The sequence below is a fragment of the Lysinibacillus macroides genome (genome assembly GCF_001281525.1).
Classification (GTDB): Bacteria; Bacillota; Bacilli; order Bacillales_A; family Planococcaceae; genus Lysinibacillus; species Lysinibacillus macroides.
The window spans coordinates 251,093-271,011 of sequence record NZ_LGCI01000008.1; the positions used below are offsets into that span (position 1 = coordinate 251,093).

The 19,919-nt window shown below is 34.0% G+C and carries 14 protein-coding genes, 1 tRNA gene and 2 pseudogenes; 14 read left to right on the forward strand and 3 right to left on the reverse strand.

All coding sequences use genetic code 11. From position 1 onward, the window contains the following. Positions 1 to 550 precede the first annotated feature (550 nt). Complete coding sequence (locus ADM90_RS13305) at positions 551 to 1,045, forward strand: DUF2538 family protein (RefSeq protein ID WP_053995456.1); 495 nt, start codon at positions 551 to 553, stop codon at positions 1,043 to 1,045. Between the two features lie 144 nt (positions 1,046 to 1,189). Then, positions 1,190 to 1,426 (forward strand): hypothetical protein, encoded by a 237-nt coding sequence (locus tag ADM90_RS13310; RefSeq protein ID WP_053995457.1) that lies wholly within the window; start codon positions 1,190 to 1,192, stop codon positions 1,424 to 1,426. A 205-nt stretch (positions 1,427 to 1,631) separates the two neighbouring features. Here ADM90_RS13310 and ADM90_RS13315 read toward each other — a convergent pair whose 3' ends face one another. Continuing rightward, positions 1,632 to 2,381 carry a helix-turn-helix domain-containing protein gene (locus tag ADM90_RS13315; RefSeq protein WP_053995458.1) on the reverse strand — a complete coding sequence of 250 codons (750 nt, stop codon included), beginning with the start codon at positions 2,379 to 2,381 and terminating at the stop codon, positions 1,632 to 1,634. Positions 2,382 to 3,197: 816 nt separating this feature from the next. Between ADM90_RS13315 and ADM90_RS13320 the strand changes: the two genes are divergently transcribed. The 3 genes from ADM90_RS13320 (at position 3,198) to ADM90_RS13330 (ending at position 7,546) form a co-directional block, all read left to right on the forward strand. Then, positions 3,198 to 4,625, forward strand: coding sequence for a reverse transcriptase domain-containing protein (locus tag ADM90_RS13320; RefSeq protein ID WP_053995459.1), 1,428 nt, complete (start codon positions 3,198 to 3,200; stop codon positions 4,623 to 4,625). Between the two features lie 184 nt (positions 4,626 to 4,809). Continuing rightward, the gene (locus ADM90_RS13325; RefSeq protein WP_053995460.1) at positions 4,810 to 6,423 is read left to right on the forward strand and encodes an ATP-dependent nuclease; all 1,614 of its coding nucleotides are present in this window, start codon (positions 4,810 to 4,812) and stop codon (positions 6,421 to 6,423) included. Beyond that, positions 6,407 to 7,546: a UvrD-helicase domain-containing protein gene (locus tag ADM90_RS13330; RefSeq protein ID WP_053995461.1), complete on the forward strand. Its 1,140-nt coding sequence runs from the start codon at positions 6,407 to 6,409 to the stop codon at positions 7,544 to 7,546. Before ADM90_RS13325 ends, ADM90_RS13330 begins: the two co-directional genes overlap by 17 nt. Positions 7,547 to 7,978: 432 nt before the next feature. Here ADM90_RS13330 and ADM90_RS13335 read toward each other — a convergent pair whose 3' ends face one another. Then, entirely contained in the window at positions 7,979 to 9,439 is a 1,461-nt protein-coding gene (locus ADM90_RS13335; protein ID WP_053995462.1) for an Abi family protein, read from the reverse strand. 226 nt (positions 9,440 to 9,665) lie between these two features. On the opposite strand from ADM90_RS13335, the gene ADM90_RS23865 reads away from it, so the two are divergent. Continuing rightward, a protein-coding gene (locus ADM90_RS23865; protein WP_152927960.1) for an IS630 family transposase occupies positions 9,666 to 10,704 on the forward strand; the annotation gives its coding sequence in 2 pieces (ribosomal slippage) (positions 9,666 to 10,163 and positions 10,165 to 10,704; 1,038 coding nt in all). A gap of 460 nt (positions 10,705 to 11,164) precedes the next feature. Here the strand turns inward: ADM90_RS23865 and ADM90_RS23870 are convergent. After that, a pseudogene (locus tag ADM90_RS23870) lies at positions 11,165 to 11,936 on the reverse strand (IS5 family transposase). Positions 11,937 to 12,792: 856 nt separating this feature from the next. On the opposite strand from ADM90_RS23870, the gene ADM90_RS13360 reads away from it, so the two are divergent. From ADM90_RS13360 to thiD, 8 genes and pseudogenes are all read left to right on the forward strand, one after another. Beyond that, a complete protein-coding gene (locus ADM90_RS13360) occupies positions 12,793 to 13,029 on the forward strand; it encodes a thioredoxin family protein (protein ID WP_053995464.1) in 237 nt (78 codons plus the stop codon). Between the two features lie 124 nt (positions 13,030 to 13,153). Then, the gene (locus tag ADM90_RS25100; protein ID WP_235473532.1) at positions 13,154 to 13,417 is read left to right on the forward strand and encodes a MarR family transcriptional regulator; all 264 of its coding nucleotides are present in this window, start codon (positions 13,154 to 13,156) and stop codon (positions 13,415 to 13,417) included. 632 nt (positions 13,418 to 14,049) lie between these two features. Further along, a tRNA-Cys gene (locus tag ADM90_RS13370) sits at positions 14,050 to 14,121 on the forward strand. 35 nt (positions 14,122 to 14,156) lie between these two features. Then, positions 14,157 to 14,900, forward strand: a complete 744-nt coding sequence (locus ADM90_RS13375) for a YggS family pyridoxal phosphate-dependent enzyme (RefSeq protein ID WP_053995465.1) — start codon at positions 14,157 to 14,159, stop codon at positions 14,898 to 14,900. A 247-nt stretch (positions 14,901 to 15,147) separates the two neighbouring features. Beyond that, on the forward strand, positions 15,148 to 16,395 hold the full coding sequence (locus ADM90_RS13380; RefSeq protein ID WP_053995466.1) for a serine hydroxymethyltransferase: 1,248 nt from the start codon (positions 15,148 to 15,150) through the stop codon (positions 16,393 to 16,395). Between the two features lie 13 nt (positions 16,396 to 16,408). Continuing rightward, positions 16,409 to 17,716 (forward strand): glutamate-1-semialdehyde 2,1-aminomutase, encoded by a 1,308-nt coding sequence (gene hemL / locus ADM90_RS13385; RefSeq protein WP_053995467.1) that lies wholly within the window; start codon positions 16,409 to 16,411, stop codon positions 17,714 to 17,716. An 8-nt stretch (positions 17,717 to 17,724) separates the two neighbouring features. Next, positions 17,725 to 18,942 (forward strand): cysteine desulfurase, encoded by a 1,218-nt coding sequence (locus ADM90_RS13390; protein WP_053995468.1) that lies wholly within the window; start codon positions 17,725 to 17,727, stop codon positions 18,940 to 18,942. A gap of 200 nt (positions 18,943 to 19,142) precedes the next feature. Then, positions 19,143 to 19,895, forward strand: a pseudogene (gene thiD / locus ADM90_RS13395) (bifunctional hydroxymethylpyrimidine kinase/phosphomethylpyrimidine kinase). Positions 19,896 to 19,919 lie beyond the last annotated feature (24 nt).

The following is a 19,919-nucleotide window of genomic DNA, read 5'->3' on the forward strand; positions in this document are numbered from 1 at the left end:
AATTGGAACAAAAGAATTTCAGCAATATCAAGGTTTCCGAAGGCATTGTTCTATTGCTCCCAAAATTTTTGTTTAGTGCTTCCGTATATATTAGCTTTATTTAAAAGGCAAATAGTTAAATTTTTGCTTAATATTAAATAAACTATTGGAAGTTTGGAACAAAATTAATAAAAAGTAATAAAACCCTAATAACACGTGGGTTTACGGTTATTTATTATGTTCTAAATACGATTAAAATTCGGAACATAATTGGAACATTTAGTGTTTCGATTGGATCTGCCGAAGTTGATGCATGATCGTTCGGTTTTTCAAAGTAATGGGATAACGTGAATGTGTTTACAAGTCATCTCTTATGAACCTTCGGAAATTAGAAACTAACGTAAATAATTTTTTATATGGTATTAAAATACAGTTTTATTTGATCTAAACTGATTTTATATTAATAAAAAAAGGGAAAGCCCCATCAAATAAATGTACGATTTCAAAATGTGCGTATTTATTTGATGGGGTTTTTCTATTAAACAATTAATTTTGAAAGGTGGAAATCAGGGTGTTTAGTGAAAAATACTCTTTATATTTTATTGATGAGTGTCATGAAGGAAACTACGAAAAAATGTTAAAAGATTTTCGGTCAGCAGAACAATTGAGCGATTATCGTTGTGCGATTTATATTGTTTCTCTACCGGAAATTTATAGCAGAATTGAAGGGATCGCAGGTGGTGAACAACCTCATGAATGGGTTTATGCTGTGAAAGGGGAATATATAGAAATGTATGATGAAGAAACTGATGAAGAATATCTAGAGTACTATTTTAACATATTACGGGAAAAGGATGGTTCCCCTGATTACAGCGATGCATATTATTCCTTGCCTTCGTCGTACAAGTTATTAGTTAATATCGTAGAAGAGCTAGTTACTTATAGACATAGGGCATTTCGAATCATGGATGCTATTACAGACTTTGATGATAGCCTTTTTGAAGTATTGATTCAAGCATTAAAAATACGGAGGGAAAAAGACGCTGAGTTGTTCCCAAATCTATAATAAATTAATACTAATTTTGGATCTGTAAATAAGTTCATTATCCCAATTTTTGATCTTTCTTTTAACGGGAACCAACTATAATAATGTATAAGGATAAAGTATGTAGCCTAAAAATATTTTATAAGATAAAAAGGTGTGATGGATATGACTACAGATTTGGCAGCTTCCATAGTAAAAGCCATTTCTTATGCTCGATATGGCTTAGAACAGTATTTTCGTGGTTTAAATCCTAAGATACAAGTTGAGAAATATGAAAGTAGGATTGAAATTGTATCAAAAAAACTTCATGAAGGTGGTCTTATTGAAAAACAGTATCAGCCATTAAAGGTCAATGAAATGAGTTTCGCTGAGATAGTGAAACGATCCTCTTATTATTTATGAGAAGAGTGATTTTATTACTATGGGTAGAAGAAGAAATCAATAATCGAAAAGCTGAAATGTAATCTTCATAAGCGCTTAAATCATTGATAATGCTCCTTAGCAAAAAGAGAAGCACATATGTATGGGCTTCTTTTTTCTGGGTATAAATTGTCACCAGCGATTCTATTTCAAAATTACTTAATGTATCTAGATGGCCCTTAGAGCTTTAGCAGTCCTCTTCAAGTCTTTTTAAAGCTCTAGCATAGGCTGCATTTCGCTCCTTTTCTTCCCAATCAAGATTTTGAAGTATACGTTGCCAATAAATATTCCCTTTATCGGCGTAAGACTTTGCTGTCTCCCGCCATAAAAAAGCTTCTGCCTCTTCTAAAACGATAAATGATCTGCTTTGAATTTTGAAATGGGGCATACCCTCTTCTTTTATTAAATTGTATATCGTGGCAGGACTTGATCTGAAATACTCGGCAGCTTCTTTTACTGTTAACACTGTTCTTCCATAGTAACGTGTTTTTTCTTTTTTTGCTTCCGCATATAAATCCTTAGAAAATTTATCAAGTTCCTCTCTTATTATTTCCCTTAGTATATCTTCAATCATTTTTGAATCCTCCTTGTTCTTTTCAAAAGCTAGAATTTCAGATTGTACTTTCGCAACAGCCCATTTGTCTTCTGGATCCGACCAGCCCAATTCTTTGTATTCAGAAACTGTATCCTTAATCGCATTTTCATCGAAGACTATTCTTCCTTTTATTTTTAAATGCGGCATTGCCCTTGAGTATGTTAATTGCCGCAATACAGAGGAACCGATTCCAGTGGAACTTACAGCTTCTTTCATTGTTATAAACCTTTTTGAAGTAGTTTTTTTCATTTGGGACAAATGGTTTCTAAGCATGAGCATTTCTTCATGAATGATTTTGATTATTAAGGATTCAAAAGAGTAGCTATTCTCCTTATTTTCCATAGTTCACCTCTTAATTTAGAATATTATGTATAAATTATAAATCAAATTATAGAGCATTAGTTCTCGGTGTGTGGTTAGTTTGATATGTGCTGTATAATATAAATAGATTATATGGTAAATTTTAACTAGGTAAAATAAATTCTACTTGGGATTCAGAACCCAGTTCATAAAAGTATTTATAAAGCAAATTTAAATATTAATAAGGAGCTGATGAGAAGAATCTAGACCCTTTTTATGACGAATTGGAAGAATCATTGAAGAAGGAACTCCCCACATTACTTAATGGCGTTAATGCTTTAGATATTGGTTGTGGTAGGAGATGGTTTTCAAGATACTTTAATAACGATATTAATTTAAGTGTTCTTAGCTTCTTGGCATAGACAAGAGCAGGGAAAACATCGAATTTTGCTTATCTAATGCCCAAAGTTCTAATCTTAATTTTGAGGTAAGGGTTTATCACTAATGACCAACTATCAATAAAAAGTAGATAAATGCATTTTTTAAATCCTATTGTTATGGTAACATTTTATATGTAGGTATTAGCCTAAAGCGTGTGTATCTAGATACACATGCGTCCCGATAATCGGTATAGGGCATTCGTTTCGATGATTTATAATATAATTATAGACGTTGAAACTGAATGGAGGATAACGCTAATGAATCTATTAATGCAACTATTAATTGACTTATCAGTTTATCCAGCAGTCTTATGCAATATAGGACTGTTAAACTTTAACCTATCATTTTTGTTAGGGAGGCGGTTGAAAACCAATTCCTCCTTGTCCACCGCCGCAATATAATGGAGGAATTACAGTAATGAGTACAGATGATTCTTTTAAAAAATTTGTAACTAGAAATAAAATTAAAGAGACTTTTGAACTGTATGTTGCTCAAAAGACTGACACTTTAACTGATGAACACCAAGTTAAAGTCCCAGAAGGTCTTGATGGTATAGATTACAAGTTATTTCAAAAAACTCTTGCTCATCAAGTTGATACAATCTTCAAAAGGATACAACGAGGAAATTACTACTTTTATCCGCTGAGAGAAGTAAAGATTTCAAAAGATCCATTATTGAATATTAAGGATGCTGAAAAGCAAGGGAAAATAAGAAAATTGTCAATTGCTACTATTAGAGATGTTATAATTCAAAAAATGTTATATGACTATCTAAGTCCATTTACTGAAGAGAAATTTACTGAATTACCATATGTTAGTTTTGCGTATCGTAAAAATGTAAATGCTCAGAAGGCAGCACAGAAAGTATTCAATGATCTAAATGATCAGTATATTTATGCTCTTGATGCTGATTTAAAAGGATTTTTTGATACTATTCCTCATGATAAGCTTTTTAAACAAGTTCTGACTTTTTTTAAAGATATGCCTGAAACTCACAAGCTTCTTTATCGTTTTATTCATATTGATATCGGATACAAAAGTAAGAATAAAAATAAGGTAATTAGAGAAAAGCGTAAAGAAGGTATTCCACAAGGTGGGATAATTTCCGGAATGCTAGCAAATATATATCTTCATCAATTTGATTTCTGGATAATGACAGTTTTAAAAGCTAAATATGATATAAGGTATACAAGGTATGCTGATGATTTTATCATATTAGCAAAAAATAATGACAGTATTACAAATATTCAAGAGGAATGTAAGGAATTCCTTGAAAATATTGGGCTAGTACTACACCCAGACCCCCAAAAAACAAAAATATGTACACTAACTAATAGTAGAAGTTTAGATTTTGTTGGATTCAAAATTTCACAAAAGTATATTGGTGTCAAAGATAGTAATATAAAGAAATTTAAAATAAGAATAGAAGAAATTTTAAAAACTACAGACTTTAAAAAGAAGAAGTCACTAGAGCTTTTAAAATTAAGGATGAGTTATAAGTACTTCGGTAATGAATATAAGAGTTTCAAGTGTAAAACCTGCGGAAATTTTGAAAAATCGAGAAATTGGATGAGATTTTTTTTAGTGATTACAGATACAAATCAGTTAAAGAATTTAGATAAATGGGTCTATAAATCCATAAACTATTATTATTATAAGAAAACAGGGGAAAGGCTTCCTAAAAATGCGTTAAAGCAATTGGATTTCCCTTCTTTAGAATTACTTTATTATAACTATCGAAAACAGTTAAGCTATGAAAATGAGTATTGCCAATGTAATGCTATAGATAAAAATCTTTATGCCACTAAAAATCCTTATAATGAGTTATTCAATATTTATACATAGTTAGACTTTTTTGATATAAACTCCTCCTTTGGGTGAATTAACATTATCTAAAATAACTTCTTTTTATAAGGATCCCTTAAACACAATGATCTAGGCACATTTCAGGAGAAGAAATGTGCCTTCTGTTTTATAAATCATTTAATTGCAAATACATCTATTGAAATGGATTGGGGGAAGAAAGTAAATGTTATTGAAAAAGGTTAAAATTTATAATTATAAGAAGTTCGAGGACTTTTCTTTAGATTTTGATAGTAACTATTCAATAATGATAGGGAATAATGGGGCTGGTAAATCAACATTTTTAGAAGCAATTCACTTAGCGTTGACAGGGACAATCAATGGGAAACCAATCTTTTATGAGTTATCTCCCTATATATTTAATAGAAAAATTGTTAACAAGTTTATCGAGGAAGTAAAAAATGATAATAAAAAAACTCCACCTGAAACAATAATCGAGTTATACTTCGGAGAGTCAGAAGACTCTGACCTCAATGAATTATTGGGTATGGAGAATAGCGAAAATATGAATGTGCCGGGATTTGTATTCTCTATTAAATTTAATGAGCATTATCGAGGGGAATATCAGCAGTATATTGAGAATGAAAATTTTATACATATTCCTACTGAGTACTATACAGTTGAATGGAAAAGTTTCGCAGGATTAACAATAACTACAAGATCGATTCCTATAAAATCACACCTTATTGACTCCACTACTACAAGTCTAGCTACTAGTTCACAAAAGTATATTATGAAGATTATCTCAGATGTATTAGATGAAAAACAAAAAGCTAATTTAGCAGTTCTCTACCGAAGCTATAAGGAAAAGTTTGGTGAAGATCCTAATATAGCCTCTATAAATGAAGTGTTAAACGAGAAGAAAAATCTTATGTTAGACGACACTAGGAATTTATCAATATCGTTGGATGTTACTCAAAAGGCTACTTGGGAATCTGCAATAGCTGCCTTCTTAGACAATATCCCTTTCGATTATATCGGTAAAGGGGAGCAAAATGTTATAAAGACTACACTATCTATTGGAAACAGGAAGCCTAAAAGAAATTTAATACTAATAGAGGAACCTGAGAGTCATCTGTCATTTTCAAACATGAGAATCTTATTAGAAAAAATAATATCAGAGTGTTCTGATCAACAATTACTTATTACTACTCATAGTTCATATGTATTAAATAAAATGGCAATGGAAAATGTTATTCTTCTTGGTGAAAATAGAAGTGGGAAGCTAAATCAATTGCCAAAGGATACAAGAGACTATTTTCAAAAACTACCGAACTATGACACTTTAAGATTTATTTTATCTAAGAGGGTAATATTGGTCGAGGGGCCTGCAGATGACTTAATCATCCAAAAAGCCTACCATCAAAGATATAATAAACTTCCGTTAGATGACGGGATAGATGTCATATCAGTAAATGGGCTATCATTCAAAAGATTTTTGGATATAGCAAAGTTACTAAATATAAATACTGTAGTAGTTACAGATAACGATCATGATTATGAAAAGAATATTAACAACAAATATAGAGACTATACGGGTGGTACAATTAAATTGTGTTTTAGTACAAATAATGAGCTAAATACGTTAGAACCACAGGTGTTAAAATGTGATGCTGGTAATTATGATAAATTAAAAACTATACTAGGAAAACAAGATAAGTCTGAAGAAGAGTTGTTAGAATTTATGCTGAAAAACAAAACTGATTGGGCGCTAAAAGTATTTTTAAACAGCGAAACACAATTAAATTTTCCGGAGTATATAAATGATGCCATCCAATAAAAGAATTATTAAGGCTGCAGCAGGAACAGGAAAGACTACATTATTAATAGGAGAAGCAGTAAAAACCTATCTAGAAGGTAAGGTATTATACCTCACATATACGAATGCAAATTTAAACTCTATGAAGTCTGATCTTATGGATTCAGTAGGAATAATACCTACGAACATAAAATGTAAGACATGGACGGATTTTTTGCTTAATGAATGTGCTAGGCCATATAGAAAGGTTATGGAAGGACCCGAAATTGAAGGGGTTAATTTTTGTTCGTTAGGAGAAATCCCGCGCTTAAAGGGTATAACAGCAGCTAATTGGCGATATTATTACGATTTTCAAGGAAGGCTCTATTATGAAAGGCTGGCTCAATTTTGTCATGTAATATTAGAAGCTTCTGGTGGTGTAATCATTGATAGACTCCAAAAAATTTATACCACAATTCTTATAGATGAGATACAAGACATGGGAGGATACGACTTAAAAATAATTGAGGCTATTTACCGATCTAACCTTAATCTTGTAGTTGTTGGAGACCATCGACAGGCAACATATTCAACAAATTCAGGTCCTTTTCTCAGCAGATACAGAGGGATAAATATATTTAATTTCTTTACTGAGGTACTAAAGCACGATGATCTTGAGAGCTTAGATGTTTGCCACCGCTGTCCACAGGTAGTTTGCGATTTAGCAAATACATTATATAGTGACCTTAACATGCAATCAGCAAAGAGAGTTGACAATGAAGATGTAGGTACATACTTGGTTAGTATGGACAATGTAACTTTGTTCATAGAACGTTATAAGCCAACAGTACTTTATTATAATATAAGTTCTCTTAACAAATTTATGTCTAAACTAGAAGAAGATATCGACTTTGAATCAATAACTTTTGGCAAATCAAAAGGATTAAGCTTTGATAATGTTTTAATACTTCCTACTAAAGAAATGGAAAACCATATAATAAAAGGTAGACACAAAATGTCGGATTCAGTAATAGCACAGTTCTATGTAGCAATTACAAGAAGTAAAAAAAATGTTGCAATTTTATCGGATAAAACTCCTTACTTTGACTTTTTAAACCAGTGGGAACAAAGTAGTGATAAGATATCGCTTAATACTACAAATTGAATATTTACCACTCTTCAATACTTATTGAGTATATCGTAAGGGATTTTGTGTATTGATAATGACTATTGAATTCAGTATTTTTTATGAATAGCAAAGTATCCCCTGTTACTCCTAAGAGTGAAACAGGGGACTTTGGACTGTTTAGGTTGAACCCAATATAGGTTCCCTCGCCGTCACGCTAACGTATTTCAAGTATATTCAAGAAACAATCAAATTATTTTTAAAAATAGTTATAAAGTTTTTTTTGGGTAAGAGTAAGTATGTATTAGGTACAAACAAATACAATATAAAACAAAGTATCCCCTGTTACTCCAGAGAGTAAAACAGGGGACTTTGGACTATTTAGGTTGAACCCAATATAGGCTCCCTCGCCGTCACGCTAACGTAATTTAAGTATCTTCAATTTATCATGAAACTATTCAGATGTCAATATTAAAAACTGCACCAATTTAAAAAGTTGTCATTTCCCATCCTATCAAGTAGCTTCATGAGTAATTTTGAATCAATTAAGCAATCTGGAGACATAAAAAACTCTTTGAATAATGAACTTATTTCATTGAGACTCGTAAATTGTGCAAGAACATGAAGGGTATCATATAGTCGTATTTCATAATGTGAATTCCCATCAGATTTAGTTTTTAGGTTGAGTTTATTTATTAAATCTGTATTGATCTTAATATGATGTTTTGTGCGGAAGCGGTTAACTAATCCGAAATGCGCACAATGATTACGCAAATCTGTAATAATTTTAGTTGAATTAAATAAAATGTGCTTTTCTGTTGGGTTTAATCCCATATCTTGCACCACCATATCTAATATGCTCGTTTTTAAACCATACATTAATTTAAGAACACTACCTAACTCTAAAGTTTTAATAATAACCCAAAAAGGTGGTACTTCAAACTTTTGTAGATAGTTGTATTTCGCTTTTGAAGAATCTATGTAATTATTATCTTTGTTATCATGGTTGGTCTTAAATAAGTTATGTCCTACAAAGTTTTTTAATTCAAAATGAGGTACAGTATGAATAGCTGTATTGCTATTCATAGCCACTTGACTATATATTTTATCAAGTCTTATATTCAACTCCTGTAAGTCCTTAATAAAACTCTGAATTGTGTTTTCTATTGTGTTTGGATTCACCACACTGGAAGAAACTTTTAACAAGGATACTGATAAGGGATTGGTAAAGTATGTTATGTTAGTAACACGATCTCCAGAACCCCTGACTGATGGTGTTAAACTAATATCATTGTTTATTGCAGTAATAACACTATTGGTCTTTGAAATTGAATTATTGACATTATTCATAGCTTTTAGTAATCTTTTTCTAGCTTTGGAGGTGATATACTGAACAGCTGAGCTATTTATAGTTGTTATTTTGCTTTCAATATTCACAATTTCTCTGTTAATAAATCTGTTAATTTCATAATTAATATCATTAACGAATTTCTGAGTAATCCTGCCCGGTTGCAGAGTATTCAGACGGTTATGAATGCTAAATGGGTTTTCATACATTAGAATGTCCATATAACATGCTGGGTTGGCATTAGGATTTGAATTGAAAACAGATTCGCAAAAACGATATGCTATTGAAGTTTTCAAACGGTTTTCAAATGAATCGATTGCTTTAAATACGATGGCTGAAAACATCTTATCGAAATTATATAATTCCATAAATTGATCAAAGTGTGTTTCACTGTTGTATTCTTTGTTTGCTGCTTTTGGATCTTTTAGTAGCAGTGTTTCGAAACCGTTAATTACATCGAAATAATTTTTCTTTGATAATAGATCTACAGCTTTCTTTTCATCTTTAATGCTTAATCCTCTATCTTTTAATAAGTTAATTTGCTCTTCAAAAGTTTTAAACTTCTTTGAAAAAGTTTTCTGCATAAAATTTCTCCCGCTCCATACGAATATTTTACTTTTTATTATACATGAATCATCTATGTTTTTTATTGTTAATACTCGAGTAAGATAAACTTAATGTATCCGCAAAAAAAAGAGGTGCAAATTGAGCTGCAATTTGTACCTTTTATATATATAAATTGAACTAAAGCTTCTATCTCCTTCAAAATGGGTAAAGTATACAAACTTATTGTCGAAAGGATGATCCCACATGTTACGCAATGAACAACGAGAAGAACTTCAAACGGCGATGCGACAAACAAAGGATAAGCGACTATTTGAGCGGTATCAGACTGTATTTCTACACCTTGAAGGAAAAAATAACGTTGAAATTGCGATGATCATTCAACGCAATCGAGCAACTGTTGGTGAATATATTAAAGCCTATAAAAAAGAAGGCATAACAGGTTTACGCATGGGGATTTCTACAGGTAAACCACATCGTTTGACCATCGAACAACGTGCTGAGTTGGCTGAGATTGTCACAACGAAAACGCCTGCTGATGTGGGATTTGCACCGTATACGAATTGGACGCTCGCGTTACTCGTTTCACTCGTGAAACGTGAATGGGCTGTGTCCTATTCTTTACGTGGCATGTCTAAATTATTAGAACGCATGCAATTTAGTCATACGCGCCCTACCTATACGTTGGCGAATGCGGACCCAGAAAAGCAAAAAACATTTAAAGAAGAAACATTTCCTGCTTTAAAAAAAGCTATTGTATGAGGAAATCGATCACCTTCTCTTTCAAGATGAGTCCATGATTCGTGACTACCAAGCCATTCAAAAGTCATGGTTTCCAAAAGGGAAACAGCGTCAAATCCCCACATACGGTAAGCATCAAGGCGTGAAATTAATCGGTACGTTAAATTATGAAACAGGTGAAATCTTCTGCGTCGAAGAAGAGAAATACGATGCAGAAGTCTTCCTGCGTTTCTTAGAAAAAGTCATTGCTCATTACCCAAATGGAAAAATTGTCATGATCCTCGATAACGCTCGCATTCATCATGCGAAGCTCATTCAGCCTTTTTTAAAGCTGCATCAAAATCGATTACAACTGGTGTTTTTACCACCTTACAGCCCGCAATTGAATTTAATTGAGGGGCTATGGAAATGGTTGAAAGACAGCGTCATTCATAATGTCTTTTTTTCAAGTACATCGCAAATCAAACTCGCTGTTCGTGAATTTATCCGTTGTCAAAGTGAAGATACACAAGGTATAATCGACCGACTTTGTGTTAGGTTCTAAAGTTCAATCTATATAGCTAGATATATTTTTCTTAATATGGGCCAATTTTTGCCTCTTAAATACCTACGGTGAACCGTAACCACACCACTACATCTCATTTTATTTTTGTGATTTATACTACCGTCAGCACTCTACACATGTGGAGTGTGTCTCGTTTCTACAAAGAGAAACTATATAGAAATCCTTAGTTTTAAACACTTTCACAAGCATTTCGTATTTGTAGGAAAGGTGAAAAAATGAGGAATAAAGTACTAAAAAACCACATTACCGTTTCAGTGGTAATTGATCTGGGGTGTGGAAATACAAGAGAATAGAACTAAAAAAGAGATATTGTGAGAAATATTAATGATGCTAATAAGCAGTGAAAAGTTTAAAATCACTTATTTTTCTAACTGAAAAAGTAAGTGATTTTTTTATTTTTAGTTAAAGAATATACTAGGATATGTCTAAAAATTCAGATTCATTGAGTTAACTTGAAGATTGCTGCCATATAAATGAATACTAAAAAAGAAGTCGCAAGTTTATCATAACGGGTTGCTACTCGACGGAAATGCTTTATTTTATTGAAAAAACACTCAACTAAGTGGCATTCTTTATAAAGATACCAGTCAACAGACCACGTTTTTTTAGCATTCACACGTGGCGGAATGACGTAGCTTGCCCCTTGGCTTGTTAGGTAATCACGAATTTCTTATGACCCGTAAGCTTTATCACCAAGGACATGGCTTCCCTCTAATGAAATGTTTGCTAATAGCCCAAGGGCAGGTTGACTATCATAGACGGGGCCACCTGTTAATTGGAACAACAATGGATTACCGAGTGCATTGACAACCGTATGGATTTTCGTCGTATTTCCGCCACGACTCACACCAATATGTTGGGCAAATTCGTGATTTAGTGCCTTTTTTTGCACCAGTGCTGTGTTGATGTGCTTGAATACTTGTCGAATCAATACTGAGGTGTTCAAAGTCAGCTTCCAGTTGAAGGGATTGAAAAATGCGTACTAAGGTTCCATCATTTCGCCATTTGCAAAAGCGAGCATAAGCTGTTTTCCAAAATCCATAGTGTTCAGGTAAATCATGCCAAGGGGCACCACTGCTGGCAATCTATAACATTGCATTGAACATTTCGCGGTTACTTCGTTTAGAAGGGCGACCTGTGGTATAAGCTGAAAATAGATGTTGAATTTGATCCCATTGTTCATCGGATAATTCGTAGCGACTTAGTGCCATTTATGCACCTCATTTTCTTATTTTATCCATTCTACCAAAACTAGCATATAATTTTTAGACACACCCTAGTTAAAAATGTTGAAGAAATAGAAAGAAATTTTGAACCCGATGGAGAAACTAACCCCAACGGCACACGGATACGAGGGAGTAACAAAGACAAGATTGGATTGTTGGTGTATTTTCCGAAAATTATCGTCCACATATGGTTCATAGGGAGAAAAATCGATTTCTAAGTTTTTATTTTCTTTACCTCTTAACTTGCTTCTTAAATGGTTGACTGATGAAATTAATAAGGGGAATTCTGGCGTAGTTGGCCCCTGAGATATAACTTCTTGTGAGGATTTGGTTTTATAACCCCACTCATTTCCTCTTGATCCACCTCACCGATTTGTCACAGTATATCCATGACTGAATGATTCCTCATAAACAATTTGTATGTTTGAGTGTGAGACACCGACTAATACGGCTAGCTCACAGTAATTCACCGGGTGGTCATTTTCTTGCCGTAATATTTGTATGAATTGCTTGATCGAGAAGCTGCTGCCATAGAGGACTTTTATCACCCCGGATAACTTTTAGCATTTGATTCACTCCTAGATAATTTTTTACTAAAATATGGATTGCTCAATAAGTAATACATGGAAGTACTCTATTTTGCTCTACATAGCCAGAGTGAAAGTCAAAGCAGTCTGTTTGAGCTTGGCTGAAACAATAAAAGTAAATTGTATCGATTCATGAATCTATTGTATTTACCTATGATAACTATAGGTGATTTGGTATTGTTTACTTTTTTGGCATTTCCTATAATAAAAATTAAGTAGCAATGCTACAAAAAAATGAAGGAGATGATGGGGAAATGTCAAAAGCAGTTTTTTATCATGCCGGTTGTCCAATTTGTGTAGATGCAGAGCAAATGATTCTTGATTATCTTGACAAATCAAAGACTACTACAGAAGTGGTACATCTTGGCACTGACCAAAATCGTATTGAAGAAGCAGAAAAAGTTGGAGTAAAATCAGTCCCAGCCTTGGTAATCGGCGAAAATGTATACCATATCAATTATGGTGCAAGTTTAGATGATGTTAAGGGATAACTTCTAAAAGAAGGTGTTGTATGGGCACCTTCCCCTTTTTTTAATATTTTGTCTAAAATATGACTTTAATTTATATTTTTACCACATATGATAAATTAAATGTGGAAAGGTATGAAATATCATAATGTTTGCTCCTCAATATCGAAAAGATAATCAATCTGCAAGAATGAGCATGGCTTTATTCCGAATATCGCAGGCAATCAAAAAAATGACACAAGAGGAAAGCGATGCACTCGGGTTATCACCTGTACAAACGCAAGCACTATTATTTGCTGCTCACACTAGAAATGATATGGCTACAGTAGGGAATTTTGCTAGTACAATCGGTACAACACATGTAACAGCAGTTAAAATACTAAATAGATTGGTAGAAAAAACTAATTTATAAAACTCAAAAGGTTGATGATAGGCGTGTGACTCTAATTTCTTTAACTGAAAAAGGACAAAAGGTCATTTCTAATCTTGATGACAGGGAGTGATCATTAGAGGATGCACTACAGTCTTTACCTGAAAATATTTTGTCTCAATTAGAACTTGGACTTGGAACTGTTGTTTCTACTTTACAGAAAAAAGGGCATCTAGTTGTATCAGAATTTTGTTTAGGTTGTATTTATTTTCGCCTAGATAATGGCGATGAAAATGCGCCTCATTATTGTCAGTTAATACAAAAATATTTAATCCATGAAACTGCACTTAAAGAGTGTCCTGAGCATACCCCTTTTTAAAAGTGAAAAGGAAAAAATAGTAATGAGAGTTTTACTTAGAAAATTTTGTAACTATTCTATCGACATGGTCAATAACTATCATAATAAAATAATCATAGAAATAATTTATGATGATATTCTAAAATAATTTATTTTTTTGAGGTACGAATATTTATGTTTTAATTCTAAATCTTTATTTAAAATAAAAGACTTCCTAATAATGATAGGTAAAACCAATCGTTATTAGTAAAAAATAGAGATTGTACTTATGATTTAGAGTGGGTAATATCGAATATAACGTAACAAACTTATTTTTGGGAGTATAGCCAAAGTGGAAAGGCGAAGGTCTGCAAAACCTTATATTCTGGTTCGAGTCCAGATACTCCCTCCTAACAAATTCCTTTTAAAGAAATGAGGAGTAAAATGAATTTTTTGTGGATTGAGGACAACTTGAAATTTGTGAGAGAAAAAATAAATTTGACATGTCAATCAGCACGGAGAAACCCCAAAAACGTAAAGTTACTATTAGCAACAAAAACGGTCTCAGCAGATAGAATTAAGCAGGCTCTTGATACTGGTGAGACTTTGATTGGAGAAAATAAAGTTCAAGAATTACAGGAAAAGTATTCTTTATTTCCAAATGAAAATATAGAATGGCACTTCATAGGTCATTTGCAAACAAATAAAGTGAAGCAGGTATTAAAATATGTAACTTGCATTCATTCAGTTGACCGTTTGAAGTTGGGGAGGGTATTACATAGGGAACTTACAAAGGAAAATAGAAAGTTAGATATTCTTGTACAGGTTAACACATCATATGAAGAAAGCAAATTTGGAGTTGCACCTGAGGAAACTTTAAATTTGATAGAACAACTTTCTGAATTAGATACCTTAAATATTAAAGGTCTAATGACAATTGGAAAATTGACTACTGATGATAAAGAGACTAGAGAATGTTTTCGTCTCCTAAAGTCAATTCAGCAACAGGTTATTGATCAAAATTATCCTGGAGTTGAAATGGATATACTGTCAATGGGTATGTCCGGTGATTTCGAGATAGCCATAGAAGAAGGGGCAACGCTTGTTCGAGTAGGAACTGCAATATTTGGAGAAAGAGAGTACCCTGACAGTTATTATTGGAATGAACAATTAAGAATGAGAGATTAATTTAATAAGTAGTTAAGTAACATTATTTAATATCCAACAAATAGAACTTTTAAGATGTCATTCTTGTTGTTTAAGAATAAGAATGAGTTTTTTAATCCACCTTAAATATTAGATCATAAATGTTAAACTTGCATATTAAGATTGTAATGAAAAGAGTAACTAGTGAAATAATTTATAAAATTGAATTCTAAATTGATAAGTAAAAAATCACTATGTAATAAAGTTGTACATCAGGGGGGAAATGTAAATGGAGAATTTATTTAAAGAAGATCCTGCTATAGCAAAAGCAATTCAGCAGGAGCTATATCGACAGCGCGATAAAATTGAATTGATTGCCTCAGAAAACTTTGTTAGTGAAGCTGTTATGGAAGCAATGGGTACAGTCCTAACAAATAAATATGCGGAAGGCTATCCAGGACAAAGATATTATGGAGGTTGTGAGTATGTTGACATAGTAGAAGAATTGGCTAGAGAAAGAGTTAAAGATCTATTTGATGCAGAACATGCCAATGTACAGCCACACTCAGGATCGCAGGCTAATGCAGCAGTTTATTTTGCAGCTGTAAATCCAGGAGATACGATTTTAGGCATGAATTTATCACATGGTGGTCATTTAACACATGGAAGTCCCGTTAATTTTTCTGGTCAGCTATATCATTTTGTTTCTTATGGTGTCGACGAACAAACCCACCTAATAGACTATGAAGAAGTGAGGAAACTTGCCCATGAACATAAACCTCGAATGATTGTAGTGGGAGCAAGTGCTTATCCACGTACCATTGATTTCGAAGCTTTTTCTGAAATTGCTAAAGAGGTAGATGCGTTATTTCTTGTAGATATGGCTCATATTGCTGGTATTGTTGCAGCTGGTTTACATCCAAACCCTGTGCCACATGCTGATTTTGTAACAACGACAACCCATAAAACACTGCGAGGACCAAGAGGAGGAGTCATTTTATGTAAGAAATCCTGGGCACAAGCAATTGATAAAGCAGTCTTTCCAGCTATTCAGGGTGGACCCCTTATGCATATGATTGCTGCCAAAGCGATAGCATTTAAAGAAAATTTCTCCTCTGAATTTAAACAATATATGAAATATGTACTTCAGAATGCAAAAGTATTAGCTGAAGCATTGATGGAAGAGGGGTTAAATGTTGTATCGGGAGGTACTGACAATCATCTTATCCTCTTAGATCTTCGCAATATTGAGATCACTGGAATAGATGCACAACTTCTCCTTGATGAGATTGGCATCACGGTAAACAAAAACGCAATTCCATTTGATCCGACAAGTCCACAAATAACAAGCGGAATCCGCCTTGGTACACCAGCCATAACTACAAGAGGAATGGGACCAGATGAGATGATAGAGATAGCACATATTATTTCACAAGCATTGAAAAACCCACAAGATTCAAGATTAATTAAACAGCTTAGTGATGAGGTCAATAAAATAACTTCGAGGTTCACCTTATATGAGGGGAAGATTCACTGAGAGGAGAAAATAAATGAATACAAAAAGAGTGGATTTTTATTCCAAAGCATTATTCGAACAAGCAAAAAGTGTGATTCCTGGAGGAGTGAACAGCCCGGTACGTGCGTTTTCGTTGGTTGACTCTCCTCCTGTTTTTATTACAAAAGGTCAAGGATCTCACATCTTTGATGTTGATGGAAATGAGTATATTGATTATATATGTTCATGGGGACCTTTGATACTTGGTCATGCCCATCCAGCAGTGGAGAAAGAGATACAGAAAGCAGTAAGCGATGGATCAAGCTTTGGATTGTCTACTGAAATTGAAGTGAAAATGGCTAAATTAATATGTGAAATTGTTCCATCTATTGAAATGGTACGTATGGTTAACTCTGGAACAGAAGCTGTAATGAGTGCATTACGTTTGGCAAGGGGATATACGAAGAGACAAAAAATTGTTAAATTTCAAGGTGGTTATCATGGACATGCCGATGCTTTGTTAATCAAAGCAGGTTCGGGTGTCGCCACATTAGGATTGCCTGATAGTCCAGGGATACCCAATAACGTCGCTAGTGATACTATTACATTACCTTATAACGGTATGGAGAGTATTCGTCATACTTTTGAACAATTTGGGGAACGAATTGCAGCCGTTATTGTTGAGCCAGTTGCAGGAAATATGGGAGTTGTTCCTCCAAATCCTGGCTTTCTCCAAGGGTTACGTGAGATTACCGAACAGTATAGAAGCTTACTTATCTTTGACGAAGTAATGACTGGATTTCGCGTAGACTATCATGGAGCACAGAGTCTGTACGGAGTTAATCCTGATATTACTTGTTTGGGAAAGATCATCGGAGGAGGATTACCTGTAGGCGCTTATGGAGGTAAACGTGAAATCATGGAGCAAATTGCACCTGCGGGACCTATTTACCAAGCAGGCACATTATCGGGGAATCCACTTGCCATGTCAGCTGGATATAAAACCCTTCAGTTATTGGAGAAGATTGAAATCTATGATGAGTTGGAAAGAAAAGCTGCAAGATTAGAAGAAGGTTTCAGACAAAACGCTGAATTGACAAGTGTGCCACTAAAAATCAACAGGGTAGGCTCCATGCTTTCTACCTTTTTTACAGAACAAGAGGTTGTTGATTATGAAACAGCTAAGAGTTCGGATATGCAAGTTTTTAAAAAATATTATATGAGTATGCTGAATTTGGGGATTTTGACAGCCCCTACACCTTATGAGGTGATGTTTATATCGGCAGCACACTCCGAAGAAGATATTGAAGATACAATCAAGGCCCATTATCAAGCACTTAGTAATGTCAAAAATATAGGATGAGAATAGTAATGAAATTAATCAATATACGAAAACAATTTCCGATACTGAATCAAGAGATTTATGGGCATCCATTGGTTTACTTGGATAACGCAGCATCAACACAGAAACCGCTCCAAGTCATTGAATCATTGCAACAATACTATGAACAAGATAATGCTAATGTACACAGAGGAGTACATACGTTAAGTTCACGTGCTACAGATGCTTATGAAGGAGCACGGAAGAAAGTAGCTAATTTCCTTAATGCAAAGACGGAAAAAGAAGTTACCTTCACTCGTGGTACGACATCTTCTATAAATCTAGTAGCTAGTAGCTATGCACGGGCTGTCTGCAATGAAGGTGATGAAATTGTGATCTCCGCAATGGAACATCATAGTAATCTGCTTCCTTGGCAACAAGTGGCAAAAGCAACGAAAGCAAAATTAAAATATATCCCACTCCAAAATGATGGGACATTTTCTATTGGAGATGTCGAGAAAACAATTACTGACCACACGAAAATTGTAGCCATTTCGCATGTTTCTAATGTATTGGGAATTGCAAACCCAGTGAAACAAATAGCTGCAATTGCTCATAAACATGGTGCTATCATCATAGTGGATGGTGCACAAAGTGTCCCTCATATGAAGGTAGATGTTCAGGATTTGAACTGCGATTTCTATGCCTTTTCAGGTCATAAGATGTGTGGACCAACCGGTATTGGAGTATTGTACGGAAAAAAGCAATTGCTTGAGCAGATGGAACCGATTGAATTTGGAGGAGAAATGATCAATCATGTTGATTTATATGATGCATCTTGGAAAGAATTACCGTGGAAGTTTGAAGGAGGAACTCCAATTATCGCAGGTGCAATTGGTTTAGGTACAGCCATTGATTTTCTAAAAGCAATAGGATTAGATACGATAGAAAAGCACGATAAACAATTAACTAGCTATGCGGTGGAACGAATGAAACAAATTGAAGATGTGAGAATGTATGGACCTGATGATGGACGTTTCGGGTTGGTTACGTTTAATTTAGGCAAAGTGCATCCGCATGATCTAGCTACGGTTCTCGATACTTATGGTATAGCAATACGCGCTGGGCATCATTGCTGCCAACCATTAATGCTACACTTTGAAGCTAGTGCTACGGCACGTGCCAGCTTTTACTTATACAATACGGAAGAAGATGTCGATCGATTCATTTTAGCACTAGAGAAAACGAAAGAGTTTTTTAAAAAGTAATTGTATTTGAATAGCCGCTCAAATATATTCTATTTCGGTGGATGGGTAAACGCTAGGCCACAAATGAAAGACAAAGAAAATTTAGATTTATAAACACGAGAGGATTGGATCATATGTGGGTACCTAGAGCTTTATCAATAGCGGATTCTGCTGCAAGGGGAGATGCTGGGATTCAAGTTAATTTAAAAACTTTCTAGGAGATGGGTGAGTTTGGTCTAAGTTCTGTCACTGGTATTGTTACATACCATTCATATACCAATCAAAATGTATTTTCTATAGAATTGAGTGCTATTGAAGTACAGGCATATACAGTGCTTCGTGACATCGGGGTAGATGCGATAAAAACGGGAATGCTCTATACAAAGGAGAGTATTTCCCATGTAGCCAAGTGGATTGAAGAAGCCGACATGACAAATGTTGTTGTGGATCCAGTCATGGTTGGTAAAATGGACACGCCTTTGTTAAAAGACGATGCTATCAATACCCTTAAAACAAAATTAATACCTTTAGCGACAATCATTACACAAAATATGATAGAAATGGAACTATTGTTAAAATTGTATCAACAACTTACAATTGTTGATGATTTACAACTAGCAGCAATAGAATTGAAGAAATTAGGTTCAAAATATGTCCTTGTCAAAGGAGGACGCCTCAAAGGTCCAGATAGTGATGTGCTATATGATGGAGATAAATTACAAATATTTGAAGTGTAGCGTATTGATACAATTCATACAAACGGAGCAGGATGTAACTACTCTGCAGCAATTACAGCTCAGTTAGCAAAAGGTAAGTCTGTCCAAGCAGCTGTTAAAGAAGCGAAAAAGTTTATTACAGCCGCCATTCGCCATTCCATTACATTTAAGCGAGGCGTAGGTTCTCCTGACTTTGCCGCTTATCATAGGCATTGTGAAGTAGGAGTCCAAGAGAAATTTATAGAATTTCAGAAATAAGAATATTAGAAAAGGTGAACTATG